This is a genomic window from Agromyces sp. GXS1127 (assembly GCF_050565425.1).
GTDB lineage: Bacteria > Actinomycetota > Actinomycetes > Actinomycetales > Microbacteriaceae > Agromyces.
This window is the reverse complement of record NZ_JBOCIG010000001.1, coordinates 289,218-307,044: the sequence shown is the minus strand read 5'-3', so window position 1 is coordinate 307,044 and position 17,827 is coordinate 289,218. Positions and strand designations below refer to the sequence as shown.

Sequence of the window (17,827 nt, the reverse complement as noted above, 5' to 3'; positions counted from 1 at the left end):
GCGCCGGCGCGCGCTCGTTCAGTGCCCGGCGCCGAGGTTGCCGGCCAGTCGCCCGTGGAGCGTCGTGCTCGCCTCGTTCATGCCGACGATGACGGCGCGCTTGCCGTGCCGCTCGTACTTCGTCGTGATGGAGTCGAGCGCGGCGACCGTCGATGCGTCCCACACGTGCGACCGGGACATGTCGATCACGACCCGATCGGGGTCGTCCGCGTACTCGAAGAGGGTCGTCAGGTCGTTGGAGGAGGCGAAGAACAGCTCGCCGTCGACCACGTAGTACGCGGTCGGCACCGGGTCGTCGAGCGCGACCGTGCGCTCGACGTTCGCGAAGTGGGCTACCCGGCGGGCGAAGGCGATCATCGCCACGACGACGCCGACGATCACGCCGATCGCGAGGTTGTGCGTGACGACCACCACGGCGACGGTCGCGACCATGACGGCGGTCTCGCTCTTCGGCATCCGCTTCAGGGTCGACCAGCGGATCGAGTGCCAGTCGAAGGTCGCGACCGACACCATGATCATCACCGCGACCAGGGCAGCCATCGGGATGATGGCGACCACATCGCCGAGCACCACGACCAGGATGAGCAGGAAGACGCCCGCGAGGAACGTGGAGATTCGGGTGCGCGCGCCGGACGCCTTCACGTTGATCATCGTCTGGCCGATCATCGCGCAGCCGCCCATGCCGCCGAACAGGCCGGAGAGCACGTTCGCGGCGCCCTGGCCGAGGGCCTCGCGGGTCTTGCGGGAGTGGGTGTCGGTGACCTCGTCGACGAGCTTCGCGGTCATCAGCGACTCGAGGAGCCCGACGAGGGCCATCGCGAGCGCATACGGCGCGATGATCGCGAACGTCTCCCACGTGAGCGGCACGTTCGGGATGAACAGCTCGGGCAGGCTCTCGGGCAGCTCGCCCTCGTCGCCCACGGTCGGCACGTCGATCGCGCCGGCCACGACCACGACCGTGATCAGCACGATGGCGACGAGCGGCGCCGGGACGACCTTCGTCAGCCGCGGCATGGACACCATGATCACGATCCCCGCGGCGACCAGCGGGTACACGAGCCACGGGACGCCGATGAGGTGCGGGACCTGCGCCGAGAAGATCAGGATCGCGAGCGCGTTGACGAAGCCGATCATCACGCTGCGCGGGATGAACCGCATGAGCTTCGCGACGCCGAGCACGCCCATCAGCACCTGGAGGATCCCGGCGAGGATGACGGTGGCGATGAAGTAGTCGATGCCGTGGTCGCGTGCGACGGGTGCGATGACGAGCGCCACCGCGCCGGTCGCGGCCGTGATCATGGCGGGGCGACCGCCGAGGAACGCGATCGAGACCGCCATCACGAACGACGAGAACAGTCCGTAGCGCGGGTCGACGCCGGCGAGGATCGAGAACGAGATCGCCTCGGGGATGAGCGCGAGGGCGACGACGAGGCCGGCGAGCACCTCTCGAGTGAGGATGCGCGGGGTGCGCAGTGCGGTCATGACGGACGGTTCGGGCCGGTAGCGCGAGGGCGCGTCGGCGCGCTGGAGGATCGCCATGGGTGCTCTCCGATGCGGGTTGGGGGCTCATGCGGCCGGGATGACGTCGGTGGAGCGCCCCGTTGCGCGACCCGGACACTCTACCTGCGGCGGGCTGAGCCGCCTCGGGATGCGGAAGCGGCCGGGACAGCCGGCGCGGCCCGAAGCGCCGACGCGCGGCCCGGAGAGCCGGTGACGCGTCCGACACGTCCGGGGGGCGCGTCAGCGCTCCGCGGCCGCCTCGGGCGGCGCCGAGACCGACGCCTCGAGCGACCGGATGAGGCTCCGCGAATCCCACGGACCGACGTGACGGCGGCCGTTGACGAAGAACGTCGGCGTCGAGTGCAGGTCCATGAGCTCGGCGTCGATCTGGTCGTCCTCGACGCGGCGCACCACGGCCGGCGACTGCAGGTCCTCGAGGAACCTCGGAACGTCGATCCCGATCTCGAGCGCGTAGCGGCAGAGGTCCTCGGTCTCGAGCGCGTCCTGGTGCTCGAAGAGCATGCGCGACATGTCGAGGAATCGGCCCTGGAGCGCCGCCGCCTCGTACGCCTGCGCAGCGAGCTTGGCGTGGGGGTGGACGCCTTCCAGCGGCAGGTGCCGCCACACCCAGCACACGTCGTCGCCGAAGCGCCGGATCACCTGGTCGACCGACCCCGTGGCACGGCTGCAGAACGGGCACTCGAAGTCGCCGTACTCGACGATCTGGTAGGGCGCGTCGGGCCGACCGCGGTAATGGTCCCGCGAGGGATCGAACGGCCGCGCGAGCACCTTGCCGACCGCCTGCGGCGGGTTCAGGCGATCGGCGATGGCGAAGATCGCCCAGCCCAGTCCGAAGCCGACGAGCGAGGCGGTCAGCACGCCCACGCGCGCATGGTCCTGGGTGTCGGCATCGGCGATGGCGATGCCGACGATGAACAGCGAGATGGTGAACCCGATGCCCGAGAGGGCGGCGCCGCCCGCGATGCGCGGCATGCCGAGCCCGGGCGCGAGTCGGCCGATCCCCGTCGCGCGCACGATCGCGGTCGCGGCGGTGATGCCGACGAACTTGCCGACGACCAGGCCGGCGATGATCGCCCAGGTGAGCGGCGACGTGAAGGCGGCGCCGAGCGTCTCGGCGTCGAGGTGCACGCCGGCGTTCGCGAGGGCGAAGATCGGCAGCACGAGCAGGGCGATGTACGGACCCCACTCCGCCTGCAGCCGGTCGTTGATCGACACCGACTCCCGGAGGCTGCGGTTCACGGCCGCCGCGTACTGCGCGCTCGGCGATTCGCGGAAGGCGAGGGTGAGCTCCGCGGTGCGCTCCACGTCGACCCGCCGGGGCGAGAACACGGGGATGAGGAGGGCCACCGCGACGCCGGCGAGCGTGGGGTGGATGCCGGCCTGCGCGATCGCGATCCAGAGCCCGATACCCAGCACGGCGTACGCGAGCCCGCGACCGGCGTGCAGGTAGCGGACGAGCGCGATCGCGACCATCAGCACGGCGGCGATGGCGAGGGGCACCGGGTCGAGCCCCGTGTTGTAGAAGATGCCGATCGCGAGCAGCGCGCCGACGTCGTCCACGACGGCGAGCGTGAGGAGGAACGTCCGGAGCCGCGCGGGGAACGGCGGCCCGATGATGGCGAGCGCCCCGAGCAGGAACGCCGTGTCGGTCGAGATCACGACGCCCCACGCACCGACCTCGCCGGTCGGGAGGGCGATCACGACGAACAGCAGGGCCGGGATCACGAGGCCCGCCACGGCGGCGACGATCGGCACGATGGCCCGCGAGCGATCGGTGAGCTCGCCGATCGTGAACTCGCGCTTCACCTCGAGGCCGACGACGAAGAAGAAGAGCGTCATGAGCCCGTCGTTCACGACGTCGTGCAGCGTCGCGTGCAGCTGCCATCCGCCGAGGCCGACCTCGAGCTCCGTCTCCCAGAACGCCTCGTACGTCCAGCCCCACGGCGAGTTCGCCCAGAGGATCGCGAGCACCGTGCCCGCGAGCAGCAGCCCGGCCGCCGATCGGTCGCTCGACCCACGGCGCAGGCGCATCTTGCGGCGAGCGGCGCTCGTCGTGGTGTCGGGCGCGGTGGCTGGCGCACTCATGCGCCAATGCTAGGGGCGGATGCCGCGCACGCGGGAGCATTCGCCTGCATCGATCCGGCACCCCGTTCGGGGGCCGCACACGCCCGTCGGCGCGGCGTAGCCTGCACGGATGGACCCCCACGAGGACGACGGTCGCCTCGCCGCCGAGGCCGAGCGCGTCCGGGTGGCCGTGTACCGCGGGTTCGCGGCGGCCGGCGTCGCACCGTCGCGCGACGAGCTCGCGGCGGCGGCGGCGACGAATGCCGCGGGCGTCGATCGCGCGCTCGCGACGCTCGCCGCCGAGCGCCACGTGGTCCTCGACGACGCGGGCCGGATCGTGATGGCACACCCCTTCGCGAGCATCAACCTGGGCTTCTCGGTCATGGGCGAGCGCACGCTCTGGTGGGGCGGATGCGCATGGGACTCGTTCGCGATCCCGAACCTGCTGCCCGACGTCGACGAGGTCCTCGTCGCGACGACGTGCCCCGCCTGCGGCACGCCGCACGCGTGGGTCGTCGACGCCGAGGGTCCGCCCGCGGGCGACCAGGTCGCGCACTTCCTCGTGCCGACCGCCCGCATCTGGGACGACGTCGTGCACACGTGCGGCCACCAGCGGGTCTTCTGTGACGAACGCTGCGTCGACGACTGGCTGCGCGCGACCGGCAACGCGCGCGGGTCGGTGTTCGACCTCGCCACGCTGTGGCGGCTGGCGGCGCACTGGTACGACGGTCGACTGGGCTCGCCCTACGTGCGGCGAGAGCCCTCCGAGGCGCGCGCGTACTTCGCGGAGGTCGGCCTGACCGGCGCGTTCTGGGGGCTCGGGGCGGACGCGGCATCCGCTCGAACCGACGCACGCTGAGGGCGGAGCCTCGGCCGGGCGGACCCGACCGCCGCGTCACGTCGCCGTTCGATGCGGGGCGTACGATGCACCCTGTCATGACGAATCCAGTCCCGGCGTCCACGCCGCTGATGTCGCACAGGCAGATCCTCTTCGTGATCTTCGGCCTGATGGCGGGCATGTTCCTCTCGGCCCTCGACCAGACGGTCGTCGGCACCGCGATCCGCACCATCGGCGACGACCTCAACGGCCTCAGCCAGCAGGCGTGGGTGACGACGGCGTACCTGATCCTCTCCACGATCTCGACGCCCATCTACGGCAAGCTCTCCGACATCTTCGGACGGCGGCCGCTCTTCATCGCCGCGATCGTCATCTTCATGGTCGGGTCGCTCCTCGCGACGTTCTCGACGTCGATGCTCGAACTGGCGGCCTTCCGCGCCATCCAGGGCCTCGGCGCCGGCGGACTCATGTCGATGCCGCTCGCCATCATGGGCGACATGCTCGCGCCGCGCGAGCGCGCGAAGTACCAGGGCTACTTCCTCGCGGTGTTCGGCATCTCGAGCCTGATCGGCCCGCTCGTCGGCGGCCTGTTCGCGGGAGCCGAGGAGATCCTCGGCATCGCGGGCTGGCGGTGGGTGTTCCTCGTCAACGTGCCGATCGGGTTGGTGGCGCTCGGCATCGTGCTGCGCTTCCTGCACCTGCCGAAGCACGACCGCCCGGGCGTGCGGATCGACTGGTGGGGCGCTGCGACCGTCATCATCGGCCTCGTTCCGCTCCTCCTCGTCGCCGAGGAGGGCCGCGACTGGGGGTGGACCAGCCCGCTCGCGATCACCTGCTACGCGGTCGGCGTCGCCGGGCTCATCTCGTTCGTGCTCATCGAGCGCGCGATGGGCGACGACGCGCTCATCCCGCTGAAGCTCTTCCGCTCGAGCACGTTCTCGATGGCGACGGTCATCGGCGTGTTCGTCGGGTTCGGCATGTTCGGCGCGATGCTCACCATCCCGCTCTACCTGCAGCTCGTATTCGGCTCGACCCCGACCGAGAGCGGCTTCCAGATGCTGCCGATGATCCTGGGGCTCATGACCGCATCGATCCTCAGCGGCCAGATCATCGCTCGCACCGGTCACTACCGGATCTTCCCGATCATCGGCACGGCCATGCTGGCGGGCGGCTTCCTCGACCTCACGATGCTCGAGTACGACTCGTCGTACTGGGTCATGGCGGGCGCCATGCTCCTCATCGGCCTCGGGCTCGGGCAGCTCATGCAGACGCTCACGATCGCGAGCCAGAACTCGGTGGGCCTCCGCGACATGGGCGTCGCGACGAGCGCGTCGACGTTCTTCCGCCAGATCGGCGGCACCGCCGGCACGGCCGTGCTGCTCTCGCTGCTCTTCACGGTCATGCCCGCGAACGTCACGGGCTCGCTCTCCGACGAGGCGACGCTCTCCGACGCGCTCGACGCCGCCCTCGACCCGACGGTCGCGGAGGCGCCGGCGAACGAGGAGATCATGGCGACGATCTACACGCCGATCGTCGAGCCGATCGCGGCGAGCCTGCCGCCCCAGGTCGACCTCGCCGACGACGCCACGCGCGCGCAGGTCGTCGAACAGGCCCTCCCGACCGTGCAGCAGGCCTTCGACGAGGCGCAGTCGGGCGAGGGCGAGGATGCCTCGGTCGGCACCGGCGCGCTCGACGACACGTCGTTCCTGACGGGCGCCGACCCGCGCCTGACGAAGCCGTTCCTCGTCGGCTTCAACGAGTCGGCCGTACAGGTGTACTGGGTCGCCCTCGTCGTCGTCCTCATCGCGTTCGTGCTGTCGCTGTTCTTCCGGACGCCGCCGCTGCGCGCCAAGTCGGCGCTGCAGGAGGCGGCCGACGAGCGGGCGGCGGCGGATGCCGCGGGCGCGCGCACCGCCGGAGCCGCCGAGGAGGAGCGCGCCGACACCGGCGTGATCGCGACGCTCGCCGCGGAGGAGTTCGGGGCGATGGTCGAGCCCGGAGGCGACCCCAGCCTGCACCGCGGTCACGACCGACGCGGCTGAGCCCGTGCGCCGCCCGCGGTTCGGGGACGCGACGCCGACTCCGACGCGCGCGCGAGCCGAGCCAGGCGCGCCCTGGCGTTCTGCTCGCTCGGCGACATCCGCCCGAATCGCCGCACCCCGATCGCGAGCACCGCGCGCGTCAACGTGATCGCGGGCCACCACGGGCGTCGGAGCCCGAGCAGGGTGCGCTCGCGCGCCCCGAGCGAGGCCACGGCGCCGCCGAACAGGATCGGGTAGAGGCGGCCGACGACGCCCGGCAGTCCTGGCCGGCGGAGGAAGCGCACCGCCTCGGCCACCCGTTCGTCGGGCCGCGCCTCGGCGAGGAACGCGTCGAGTTCGGCGCGCAGCGCCGCGAGCGTGGTCGGCGGTTCGCGCACGCCCATGAGGCGGCCCGTCTCCGCCCACTCGCGCACGTACGCGTCGGGTCCGCCCGGGATCGGGCCGCCCCAGCGTTCGTGCGCGCCGATGAACGCCTCGGTGAACGCGTCGTGCACCCAGCGCAGCAGGTCCTCGTCGTTCGCGGCGTACGGCCGCACCTCGCCGCGCGCGTCGACGTAGGTACCGGTCACGCGCTCGTGCCGCCGCGACACCGACGCGCACGCCGCGGCCGCCGCCCGGCGGTCGCCGAACGTCGTCGTCGCCACCCACCGCACGGTGCCGTCGAGCCGGCCGAGCGGGTCCTCGCGGTACCGCGAGTGGTCGTGCACCCCCGCCATCGCGCCCGGGTGCAGCGTCTGCAGCAGCAGCGCCCGGATGCCGGCGACGAGCGTCGGCAGGGCGCCGTTCACCGCCCACACGGCGCTGCCCGGCCCGAAGTACCCCGCGTCCTCGCCGTCGGCGAGTGCACGCGTCCACGCCGGCGGCTCGTCGTCACGGCGCCGCAGCGGACTCCAGCGCGGACGCCCCGCCGCGGCGGCGTCGCGCCCGCGCCCTGCTCCGGTCATGCTTCGACGGTAGGCGCTCGCGCGGCCGGAGCACCTGCGGATCGCCTGCGAAAGGCCCTACTGTCGAAGGCACGGACCAAGAGATCGGCGGGCAGCGGAGGGAGCGGGATGACCGAGGGCCTGCTGCTGGTCGCGGGGCTCGTCGCCCTGGTCGGCGGGGCCGAGCTGCTGGTCCGCGGCGGCACGCGCCTGGCCGCGCGGCTCGGCGTCTCGCCCATGGTGATCGGGGTGACCGTCGTCTCGCTCGGCACCAGCGCTCCCGAGCTCGCGATCGGCATCGACGCCGCCCTGCAGGGCACCGGCTCGCTCGCGCTCGGCAACATCGTCGGCACGAACACGCTGAACGTGCTGTTCATCCTCGGCATCGCCGCGCTCATCCGCCCGCTCACGCTGCGCTCGCACGCGATCCGGCTCGACCTCCCGGCGATGGTCGTCGCCGCGGTGACGTTGCTCCTGCTCTGCGCCGACGGCTCCGTCAGCCGGTTCGACGGCGCACTCCTGGTGGTGCTCGGCGCGGTCTACACGGCACTCATCGTGCGCGCGGCGCATCGCGAGGGGCTCGCGGCGCGTGCTGAGTTCGCACGCGAGTTCGGCGAGCCCCGCGCCCGCGTCGCCGCGTCGCGCACCCGCGCCGTCCGCGACGCCGTGCAACTGGCCGTCGGCATCGGCATCGTCGTCCTCGGCGCCGACTGGCTCGTCGACGGCGCGGTGGCGCTCGCGACGGGGTTCGGCATCCCGGTCTCGGTCATCGGGCTCACCGTCGTCGCGGTCGGCACCTCGTCGCCGGAGCTCGTCACGGCGATCGTCGCGACGATTCGCCGGGAGCGCGACATCGCCGTCGGGAACCTGCTCGGCAGCAGCGTCTTCAACATCCTGTTCATCTTCGGCATCACGAGCCTCATCCCGTCCGACGGCATTCCGGTCGACCAGGGCATCCTCACGGTCGACCTGCCGGTCATGGTCGCCGCGACGCTCGCGTGCATCCCGGTCTTCCTCACCGGCCGCCGCATGCAGCGCATCGAGGGCGGCGCGTTCGTCCTCGCCTACCTCGTGTACCTGACCAGCCTGCTGGTGCTCCGGGCCTGATCGGTCACGGCCTGATCGGTCACGGCCTGATCGGTCACGGTGCGGTCACGACCTCCTGCGAGTCAGCCGAGCGGATGACGCGGCGCCGGCGGCCGGCGTCTAGCGTGCGAGGCATGGCACGAAGCACCGGTCGAGTCCTCGCGGCGGACGGGGGCGCGCCGACGCCCGGGCCTCCGCCCGGCCACGGCCGCCCGGGACTCGGGGGCGCGCCGCCGGACCCTCGCCCGGCGGCGGCGGCGGCGGCGACGGCGGCCCTGGCCCGCGCCCCGCGGCATCCGTGGTTCTCCGCCGCCCGACGGATCCTGCTCCTCACCACGGTGGCGTTCGTGCTCGGCGGGCTCACCTCGTGGGGGCAGCTGCTCCTTCCGCCCGAGACCGCCTCGCTGGCGAACTCGGCCGGCGGCTGGACGATCCCGACCGCGATCCTCGTGCTGCTTCTCGCACGCGGGTACCCGGAGGCCGCGATCGCGGGCGGTGCGGGCTTCGTCGCGCTGACGCTCGGCTACGCCGTGGCATCCGGATGGCGCGGCTTCGCGTTCGACCCGACGACCTGGGCGATCATCGGGGCGTTCACCGGCCCCGTCATCGGCTGCGCGGCGCACGCCCTGCGGCGCCGGGGCATGCAGCTCGCGCTGGGCGCGTCGGTGCTGGCCGGCGTGCTCGTCGGCGAGGGCGTCTACGGCCTCACGGTCGTCGCCGACACCACGAGCCCGGTGTGGTGGTGGATCGAGATCGGGACCGGCGCGAGCGTGCTCGTGGCGAGTGCGCTGCGCGTGCGGCCGTGGGGACTGGCGCTCGTGGCGCTCACGGGCACGGTGCTCGTCGCCGGCCTGTTCTGGTCGGCGTTCGTGCTGCTGCCGATCCTCGTGTTCTGAGCGTGGACTCAGGCCGAGAGGGCGGGGTCCGACAGGAACGCGATCGCCGCGCGCCGGAACTCGCGCGACCCGGGCGCGTTGAAGTGGTGCCGGCCGGGGATCTCGGCGAACGATCCGCTCGGCGTCGCCGCGGCGAGCGCGCGCGACTGCTCGATGATGGCGTCCTCGGTGCCCGTGGCGAACAGGATCGGCTGGGGCGGCGGGTTCGCCGGGTCGGGGTCGGCGTCGCCCAGTCGCATGCCCTCGGCGAGCGCGACGAGTGCGAGGAGGTCGTTGTCCCCGACGCGCTCGGCGAGCGTGACGTAGTTGCGCGTGACCGGGTCGTCGACCGGGGTGCCGTGCTCGGCGTACGCGCGCGCCTGCTCGATCTGCATGCGCGCGAGCGGTCGCCCGTCGGGGATGCCGCCGAGCACCGCGCGCTCGATGCGCTGCGGCACCTGCACGGCCGCCTGCCACCCGACGCGCGCGCCGAGCGAGTACCCGACGTAGCGCACGGTGTCGACGAGATAGGTGTCGAGCACCGTCACGAGGTCGTCGACGAACGCGTCCATGCCGTAGGCGGATGCCTCGTGCGGCGTGTCGCTCGCCCCGTGACCGCGCTGGTCGACGCCGAGCACCCGGTAGCCGGCACGCAGCAGGTCGCGCACCCATCCGGTGCTCACCCAGTTGTCGCGGCAGCTCGACGCGAAGCCGTGCACGACCAGGACGGTGGGGGCCTCATCCTCGCCCCACGAGTACGTCGCGATGCGGCGCCCCTCCCCCGACATGACGAACTGCGGCGCGGGCATGTCGGTCAGGGCGGGGAACGCGGCATCCATGTCGGCCATTCTGCCGCGCCGAGCGCGGCGCGGTCGGGCGCCCGCCCCGTCAGTCGGACGCGCCGCCGGGGAGCCCGTCGACCGCGGCGCGGTGCTGCCGGTGCTGCCGCGCGAACTCGTCGAGGATCGCGTCGGTGTCGTCGACGACGCCGATGAAGGACGCGCCGAGCACGCTCGCGTAGTCGTCGACGGCCTCCTCGAGCATCTGCCCGCTGTTGCGCACGGTGCGGTCCTCGGACCGCCGGGCGACCCGGGCGAGGTGGCGCGCGTACGGGAGCTGGGCCGCGAGCGAGGCCACCGCTTCGTCCTCGGTGAAGTAGAAGGTCTCGGCGTTCTGCCACAGGTCGACGCGGCACTGCGCCAGGTCGGCGGTCAGCGAGTCGAGCAGCCCGCTCGAGCTGGCCGACTCCATGCGGAGGACGTGGCCCGCGGTGTCCGCGCGTCGGATGAGCGCGAGGCGCAGGGCCAGCGCGCGACGTCGACCGAGCGCCGGGTAGAGCTGCAGGAACCACGACACCGCCGCGGTGAGCAGCGCGAACCCGATGAGGCCCTGCAGCGGGGCGATCAACCGCAGCCACGGCTCGACGGGGTAGACGTCGCCGAGCCCGAGCGTCGACATGCTCACGGCCGAGTAGTAGACCGCCTCGACGAACGCCGGGTACGACGTCGGCTGGATGCCGGGGCCGTAGGAGAAGCCGTGCGGCACGAACGGCAGGTAGACCAGCGCCCATCCCACGACCTGCATCGACGCCCACACCGTCACGACCGCTACGGCGGCCAGAGGACCCGCGAGCGTGCGGCCCCTCCGCCCGAGGCGCGACGAGAGACTCCACGTCGAGCGTGCGGTGAGATGCGAGATCCGGCCCCGGCCCGTCGGGTGGAGCAGCGTGTGGAACACCTCGTAGAGCCCCAGCGCGATGAGGGCGACGCCGAGGACGATCCAGACCACGCTCATCCGTCCATCGTACGGACGCCGGGCGCGCGCGGGATCGCGCCGCGGTCGGCCCGCTCAGTCGTCGACGCCGCACATCGTTCCCGTCTCGGACGGGATGCCTCCGTGCGGGTGGTGTTCGATGGGGGTCAGCGGGCGGCGAGCCAACCGACGGCGCGGCTCAGCCATGGCTCGCCGCGATGTCGACGCGAGCCGGCGACGGGAGCTCGCACGCGAACTCGTGCGCACCGCTCCCTGTCGCGTGCGTCGTTCCGTCCGGGAGCACGACCGTGCACCGCGTCGACACCGGCACCTCGACGCGGAGCGAGAACCGGTCGCCGTCGAGGGTCCACGACGACGAGGCGCGCCCGTACGGGGTCTCGACCGCCCCCGAGGCCGAGGTGAGCCCGCCGCCCACGAGCGGGGCCACGCGGAACTCGCGGTATCCGCCGGTGACGGGTTCGATGCCGGCGATTCGGCGGTACATCCAGTCGCCGACGGCGCCCGCGGCGTAGTGGTTGAACGAGACCATGCCGCCGGTGGAGGCCTCGTCGGTCGCGCCCGACTTCAGGTCGGCGATATTCACGGTGCCGTCGGGGCGGAGCGCGTCCCAGCGCTCCCAGATCGTCGTGCCGCCGGACTCGACCATGTAGAGCCACGACGGCGCATCGGTCTGCAGCAGCAGATCGAATGCCTCGTCGACGCGGCCGTGGTCGCTGAGGGCGAAGAGCAGGTACGGCGTGCCCGGGAACCCCGTCGAGAGATGGCCGTCGTTCTCGTCGATGAGCCGGACGAGGTTCGCGGCCATCCCCTCGGCCTCGACGCCCTCGACCATGCCGAAGTGCAGCGGCAGCACATACCCGGTCTGGAACTCGTCGCCGAGCCGGCCGGCGCCGTCGGTGAACCGGTTGCGGTAGGCCCGGATCACGTGCTTCCGCTGCGCGCGGTAGCGCGCGGCATCCGCCGGTTCGCCGAGCAGGTCTGCGATGCGTGCGACGATGCCGAGCGAGTTGGCGAAGTACGCCGTGCCGATCCACTTGCCGCGCGCGATCCACTCCTTCGCGGCACCCGTCGGCGCCGCCCAGTCCCCGAAGTGGAACGGGTACCGCCAGACGTTCCGGTGCTCGCCGAGCGACAGGAACGACGACCACCAGTCGACCGCCTTCAGGAAGCGGCGCATCGTCGGGTAGTTCCGGCGCAGCAGCCCGAGGTCCCCGCGAGCGAGGTACTCGGCCCAGGGCGCGAGCACGCAGACATCCCCCCAGACCGACGTCGCCATCGTCGGGAACGGGTTGGCGGCCTTCGGCACCACCATGGGGATGCCGCCGCCGCGGCCCTGCTCGGCGGCGACGTCGCGCAGCCACTTGTCGAGGAACCGGCTCATGTCGAAGTTGTAGCTCGCGGTGGTCGCGAAGACGGCGTAGTCGCCGGTCCAGCCCTCGCGCTCGTCGCGCTGCGGGCAGTCGGTCGGGATGTCGACGAGGTTCGACCGGCCGCCCCAGCGAACGGCCGACTGGAGGCGGTTCAGTCGCTCGTCCGAGGTCGTGAAGGTGCCGGTCTCGCGCAGGTCGGAGTGCAGGACGAGCGCCGAGAGGTCGAGGTCGTCGGGGTCGATGCCGGTGACGCCGACGTACCGGAAGCCCATGTAGGTGTGCTTCGGCGAGTACTCCTGCTCGCCGTCGACGCACGTGTACGTCGCGGTCGCCTTCGCGGTGCGGAGGGACTTCACGAACAGCTCGCCGTCGACGAGGACCTCCGCGTGGCGGAAGACGATCGTCTGTCCGCGCGTGCCGCGGATGCGGGCGCGGATGACGCCCGCGAAGTTCTGGCCGAAGTCGTACACGACCTCGCCGCTCGGGCTCGCGCGGCGCGTGACCGGGCTGAGCTCCTCCTGAACGCGCACGGGCGGGCCGACCTGCGCCGAGAGCTCCGGGTCGCCCTTGGGCGCGCCGGCAGGGTCGGCAGGCTTCCAGGTCAGGTCGGATGCCGCGATCCGCGCGTCGTAGGTCTCCCCGTCGTACCACTCGGCCATCCGCACGGGTCCGTCGGTCGAGACCTGCCAGTCGGGTCCGGTCGCGATGACGTCACGGGTGCCGTCCTCGTACTCGAGGTGCAGTTCGGCAAGGAGCGCCTGCCGATCGGCGTAGATCGTGTTCTTGCGCAGGTAGGTGAACGAGCCGACCGCCCAGCCGCCGGCGACGGTCGCGGTGAGCGTATGGGATGCCGCGCGGCCGGTGCCGGCCGTCGGCTCGACCGAACGCAGCATCGCGGTCACGTCGTGGTGCTGCACCTGCAGGTGGTGCCGGTACGAGGTGAACCCGGGCGCGAAGTACTGGTCGCCGACCCGCTCCCCGTCGAGCTCGAGCTCGTAGACGCCGAGCGCGGTGGCCTCGATGCGCGCCCGCCGCACGGGCTTCGCCGGCGTGAACGACGTGCGGAACACCATGGGCACCGGCGACTGCTTCTTCGGCGCGCGGTACGCGGCATCCGTGATCCACCGCGCGGCCCATGGCCGGCCGAGCCGGCCGGTGCGGAAGGAGGTCTCGGCCGTCGCCGTCGCACCGCTCGTGCCGGTTGCGTCGACCCTCACCACGTACTCGGTGTACGGCTCGAGCGGCCCGTCGTAGGCGATGCCGATCTGCTCGGAAGTCTCGGTCGCCCAATCGCCGACGCGCACGCGGGCGCTCGCGAGCGCCTCGCCGGGCAGGTCGGAGGCGAGCGCGAACGCGAACGTCGGCGCGGCATCGGTGACGAGACCCGACTCGAGGCCGTCGGCGGTCAATCGGGTGATCCTCATCGGACGGGTTCCTTCGTCGGTGCGTGGGTGCGGTCGGGTGTCGGGTCAGGTGCGGTGCGGCCGGCGCGCCGGCCCATGAGCAGCCGGATACCGCGGATGGGATGCCACGAGGCGAGCTCGGCGATACCCAGGGCGAGGTGCAGCGGCAGCCGGCCGCCCGACGACATGGCCAGGCTGCGCAGGGACATCGAGGGCATCATGCGCAGCACGAAGTGCGCGCTCTTCAGTTGCGCGTCTCGTCGGGGCGACTCGGGCATCGACTGCGCTGCACGCTGGGCGCGGCGCACTCGACCGAGCACCGCGCCGAGCAGGATGCGCGCGAGGATCGAGCGTCGGGCGTCGCCGAGGCGGGTCTCCATCGTGAGGCGCGACGGCGGCTCGGCCGGGACCGGCCGACCGAGCAGCAGTGCGAAGCTCGCCGGGATGCCGTGAGGGGGTGCGGCGTAGTCGGCGTCGACGGCGGCCGGGTAGGGCGATCGCGACCTCCGTCCGCGGTCGACGGTGAGCGGGGCGGTGAGGCGGATGTCGGCGGCCGACGCCGCGACGAGCACCTCGTAGTCGCCGTCCTCGAGCACCCAGTCATGCTCGGCGACGTCCCAGTAGGCGAGTTCGGCGAGCTCGAACCCGAGCTCGACCCGACGGGTCTCACCCGTCGGGACCTGCACCTTGCCGAAGGCGCGGAGCTCCTTGTCGGCCATGAAGACCTCGCCGCGCGGGTTGCGGACGTAGAGCTGCACGACCTCGGCGCCGCCTCGCTCGCCGACGTTCGCCACCTCGAGCGACGCGCTGACCCGGTCGCCGTCGACCCGGACCTCGAGGTCGCGGTACGCGAAGTCCGTGTACGAGAGCCCGTGTCCGAACGGGAATCGCAGATCGGTCCCGGCGGCGTCGTGGAAGCGGTAGCCGACGTAGATCGACTCGGCGTACCGGGCGATCGCCCCGCGGCCGTAGTCGGCGGCGGCGCTCGCGTGGGCGGCCGTGCGCGGCCAGGACTCGGTGAGCTTGCCGGACGGGTTGGCCTCGCCGAACAGGAGCGCGGCGGTCGCCTCGCCGCCGTGCATGCCGGGCAGCGCGAGATCGAGCACCGCCGCGAGTTCGTCGGCGAACGGCACCTCGACCGGCGCGCCCGCGAAGAGCACGAGCACCACGCGCGCGCCGGCGTCGACCAGACGCCCGAGCAGCGCCACCTGCGGTTCGCCGAGCCGCAGATGGACGCGGTCGAAGCCCTCGCTCTCCTCGAAGTCGTCGAGCCCGCCGAAGAAGAGCACGGTGCCGCCCGTCGCCGCGGCCGTGCGCGCCGCCGCGACGGCCTCCTGCTCGAGGGTCTCGTCGCGCTCCGAGGTGAGCGTGCGGTATCCGCGGGTGTAGCGGTAGTCGATGCCACGGCCGTCGAACGCGTCCCTCGGCGTCACCATCTCGGGCGGCAGGATGAGCGACGACCCCCCGCCCTGGAAGCGCATCTTCTCGAACAGCTCGCCGACCACCACGAGACCCGCTGCGCCGGGATCGAGCGGCAGGATGCCGTCGTTCGCGAGGAGCACCGCGCCATCCGTCGCGATCTCACGTGCGAGGTCGGCGTGCGCGGCGCGGTCGAACGGGCCGGTCGAGCCCGTCTCGCGGGCCGCCGCCGCGCGTTCGATGAGTCGCAGCATCCGCCGCACCGCCTCGTCGAGCACGTCGGGGGCGAGCCGGCCCGCGCGCACGGCGTCGACGATCGCGATCCGGTTGAGGGCGACCTCGCCGGGCATGTCGAGCTCGCACCCCGCCTCGAGACTCGCGACGCGGTCGTGCGTCGCGCCCCAGTCGGTCATGACGACGCCGTCGAAGCCCCATTCCTCGCGGAGGATGCCGGTCAGGAGTTCGCGGTGGTCGGAGCAGAACGTGCCGTTCAGCCGGTTGTACGCGCACATCACGGTCGCGGGCCCCGCCTCGCGGACGATGCGCTCGAACGCGCGCAGGTAGATCTCGCGCAGGGCGCGCTCGTCGACGACGCTGTCGCCGACGAATCGGTAGTCCTCGTTCGAGTTCGCGGCGAAGTGCTTGACGCTCGTCGCGACGCCCTCGCCCTGCACGCCCCGCACGAAGGCGCTGCCGAACGCGCCCGAGACGAGCGGGTCCTCCGAGAAGTACTCGAAGTTCCGCCCGCAGCGGGGGTCGCGCATGATGTTCACGCCCGGCGCGAGCAGCACGTCGACGCCGAACTCGCGGCACTCGCGTGCGATGGCAGCACCGATGCGTCGGGCCTGCTCGGGGTCCCACGTGTGCGCGACCGTGACCGACGTCGGGAACGACGTCGACGGGCGGCTGTCGCCGACGCCGAACGCCCCGCCGTCGTCGCGGACCATCCGCACCCCGTGCGGACCGTCGGTGAGCACGAGCGACGGGATTCCGAGCCGCGGGATCGCGTTCGTGCGCCACGAGTCGACGCCCTCGAGCAGCAGCGCCTTCTCGTCGAGCGTGAGCGCGGCGAGCAGCTCGTCGATCGTCGCGTCGCCGAACCGGACGGGTGCGGTCATCGCGGTCATGCTCAGCGCACCGACCGGATCCGGAGGATGACCAGCCCGCCGAGGAGCGTCAGCGCCGCGGCGATCACGTACAGCAGCGTGTAGTTCTTCTCGCCGCCGGTCACCCCGACGAGCAGCACCGCGGAGGCGATGAGCGGCGCCGCCGACTGGGGGATCGATGTCGCGAAGCCCGTGATGCCCATGAAGCGGCCCGCGTCGGTCGCCTTCTCGGGCAGCACGTCGAGCAGCAGCGCCTGGTCGACGGCCGAGAACATGCCGATGCCGGCCGAGACGACGAGCGAGCCCGTGATGAGCAACGGCAGGTCGGTCGCGAACGCCACGAGCAGCATGCCGACGGCCATGAGCGAACCGCCGCCGAGCACGAACACCTTGCGGCGGCGGAACCGGTCGGAGAGGAATCCGCCGCCCAGCGCGCCCGCCGTGACGGCGAGCACGCCGACCCCGCCGAGCGTGGCGATGATGCCGGCGACCTCGGTCACCTCGACGCCGAGGCGGCTCGCGAAGAAGAACGCGGTGAAGGTCGTGTTGAGCGTGAGGCCGAAGTAGAACAGGAAGCGGCCGAGCCAGTTCCACGAGAAGTCGGGGTACTGCTTCGGGTTGTAGACGTACTTGCGGAGCAGCCCGCCGATGGTCATCGGGTCCTTGGGCAGTGCGCGGCTGTCGGCCTCGGGCACGAGCGTGACGAAGAGCGTGACCAGCACGACGCCGATGAATCCGGGGATGAGGAACAGCAGCAGGGCGTTGCCGGTGACGCCGAAGGTGAGGATGACGCCGAAGACCGGAGCGACCTGGGTCGCGAAGCCCGTGAGCCCGGCCACCTTGCCGCGCTGCTCCTCGGGCAGACGGTCGGCCGTGGAGTTCTGGAGGTTGCCGAGCACCGTGCCCCAGCCCCACTGCGCGAGCACCCATCCGAGGCCGAGCACGAGCACGTTCGGTGCCAGCGCCATGACGACGAGCGACACGACGCCGACGACCATGCCGCCGATCATGAAGGGACGGCGGCGGCCGAGACGGGTTCGGGTGCGGTCGCTCCAGACGCCCATGAACGGCGCGGTCAGCATGACGAAGAGCGCGCCGGCGCCGGTGATGAAGCCGAGCACCTCCTCGCGGCCCGGCGCGAGTTCGTTCACGCGGATCGACAGGGAGATCGCCAGCGGGGTGATGAAGGCCATGAAGACGCCGAACTGCGCCAGGACCATGAACCAGATGTAGCGGGCGTCGACCTTGGGCAGGTCGTCGAGGGCGTCGTGGCGCCGCTCGACCTCCGCCTGCTCGCCGAGCGCCTCAGCGTCGACGGTCGCGGTGGGGATCGGGGCGGCGTTCGGCGTGACGAGGGGGTCGTCGTCGCGGTGCTGGGGATTCATTCGGACTCCGTTGTCGTGGGTG

General features: G+C 72.3%; 12 protein-coding genes. 4 read left to right on the top strand and 8 right to left on the bottom strand.

Features of this window, described 5'->3' with window-relative positions:
• Positions 1-18: 18 nt before the first annotated feature.
• Together ACQ393_RS01360 and nhaA are read right to left on the bottom strand one after the other, a co-directional pair.
• A complete protein-coding gene (locus tag ACQ393_RS01360; protein WP_430645017.1) occupies positions 19-1,539 on the bottom strand; it encodes a SulP family inorganic anion transporter in 1,521 nt (506 codons plus the stop codon).
• Between the two features lie 201 nt (positions 1,540-1,740).
• A complete protein-coding gene (gene nhaA / locus ACQ393_RS01355; RefSeq protein WP_430645016.1) occupies positions 1,741-3,606 on the bottom strand; it encodes a Na+/H+ antiporter NhaA in 1,866 nt (621 codons plus the stop codon).
• Between the two features lie 109 nt (positions 3,607-3,715).
• On the opposite strand from nhaA, the gene merB reads away from it, so the two are divergent.
• Both merB and ACQ393_RS01345 read left to right on the top strand, forming a co-directional pair.
• A complete protein-coding gene (gene merB / locus ACQ393_RS01350; RefSeq protein WP_430645015.1) occupies positions 3,716-4,444 on the top strand; it encodes an organomercurial lyase in 729 nt (242 codons plus the stop codon).
• A gap of 77 nt (positions 4,445-4,521) precedes the next feature.
• Positions 4,522-6,465, top strand: coding sequence for an MDR family MFS transporter (locus tag ACQ393_RS01345; RefSeq protein WP_430645014.1), 1,944 nt, complete (start codon positions 4,522-4,524; stop codon positions 6,463-6,465).
• On the opposite strand, the gene ACQ393_RS01340 is transcribed toward ACQ393_RS01345, so the two are convergent.
• Positions 6,447-7,409 carry an oxygenase MpaB family protein gene (locus ACQ393_RS01340; RefSeq protein WP_430645013.1) on the bottom strand — a complete coding sequence of 321 codons (963 nt, stop codon included), beginning with the start codon at positions 7,407-7,409 and terminating at the stop codon, positions 6,447-6,449. The two genes, ACQ393_RS01345 and ACQ393_RS01340, sit on opposite strands and share 19 nt — an antisense overlap.
• Positions 7,410-7,517: 108 nt before the next feature.
• Between ACQ393_RS01340 and ACQ393_RS01335 the strand changes: the two genes are divergently transcribed.
• Together ACQ393_RS01335 and ACQ393_RS01330 are read left to right on the top strand one after the other, a co-directional pair.
• On the top strand, positions 7,518-8,495 hold the full coding sequence (locus tag ACQ393_RS01335; RefSeq protein ID WP_430645012.1) for a calcium/sodium antiporter: 978 nt from the start codon (positions 7,518-7,520) through the stop codon (positions 8,493-8,495).
• Between the two features lie 113 nt (positions 8,496-8,608).
• Positions 8,609-9,370, top strand: a complete 762-nt coding sequence (locus ACQ393_RS01330; RefSeq protein WP_430645011.1) for a DUF6518 family protein — start codon at positions 8,609-8,611, stop codon at positions 9,368-9,370.
• An 8-nt stretch (positions 9,371-9,378) separates the two neighbouring features.
• Here ACQ393_RS01330 and ACQ393_RS01325 read toward each other — a convergent pair whose 3' ends face one another.
• From ACQ393_RS01325 to ACQ393_RS01305, 5 genes are all read right to left on the bottom strand, one after another.
• The gene (locus tag ACQ393_RS01325; protein ID WP_430645010.1) at positions 9,379-10,188 is read right to left on the bottom strand and encodes an alpha/beta fold hydrolase; all 810 of its coding nucleotides are present in this window, start codon (positions 10,186-10,188) and stop codon (positions 9,379-9,381) included.
• A 49-nt stretch (positions 10,189-10,237) separates the two neighbouring features.
• Positions 10,238-11,143 (bottom strand): potassium channel family protein, encoded by a 906-nt coding sequence (locus ACQ393_RS01320; RefSeq protein ID WP_430645009.1) that lies wholly within the window; start codon positions 11,141-11,143, stop codon positions 10,238-10,240.
• A 157-nt stretch (positions 11,144-11,300) separates the two neighbouring features.
• Complete coding sequence (locus ACQ393_RS01315; RefSeq protein ID WP_430645008.1) at positions 11,301-13,916, bottom strand: family 78 glycoside hydrolase catalytic domain; 2,616 nt, start codon at positions 13,914-13,916, stop codon at positions 11,301-11,303.
• Positions 13,913-16,432: a glycoside hydrolase family 3 N-terminal domain-containing protein gene (locus ACQ393_RS01310; RefSeq protein ID WP_430645007.1), complete on the bottom strand. Its 2,520-nt coding sequence runs from the start codon at positions 16,430-16,432 to the stop codon at positions 13,913-13,915. The genes ACQ393_RS01315 and ACQ393_RS01310 overlap by 4 nt, the downstream gene beginning before the upstream one ends.
• A gap of 11 nt (positions 16,433-16,443) precedes the next feature.
• Entirely contained in the window at positions 16,444-17,805 is a 1,362-nt protein-coding gene (locus ACQ393_RS01305) for an MFS transporter (protein WP_430645006.1), read from the bottom strand.
• Between the last annotated feature and the right edge of the window lie 22 nt (positions 17,806-17,827).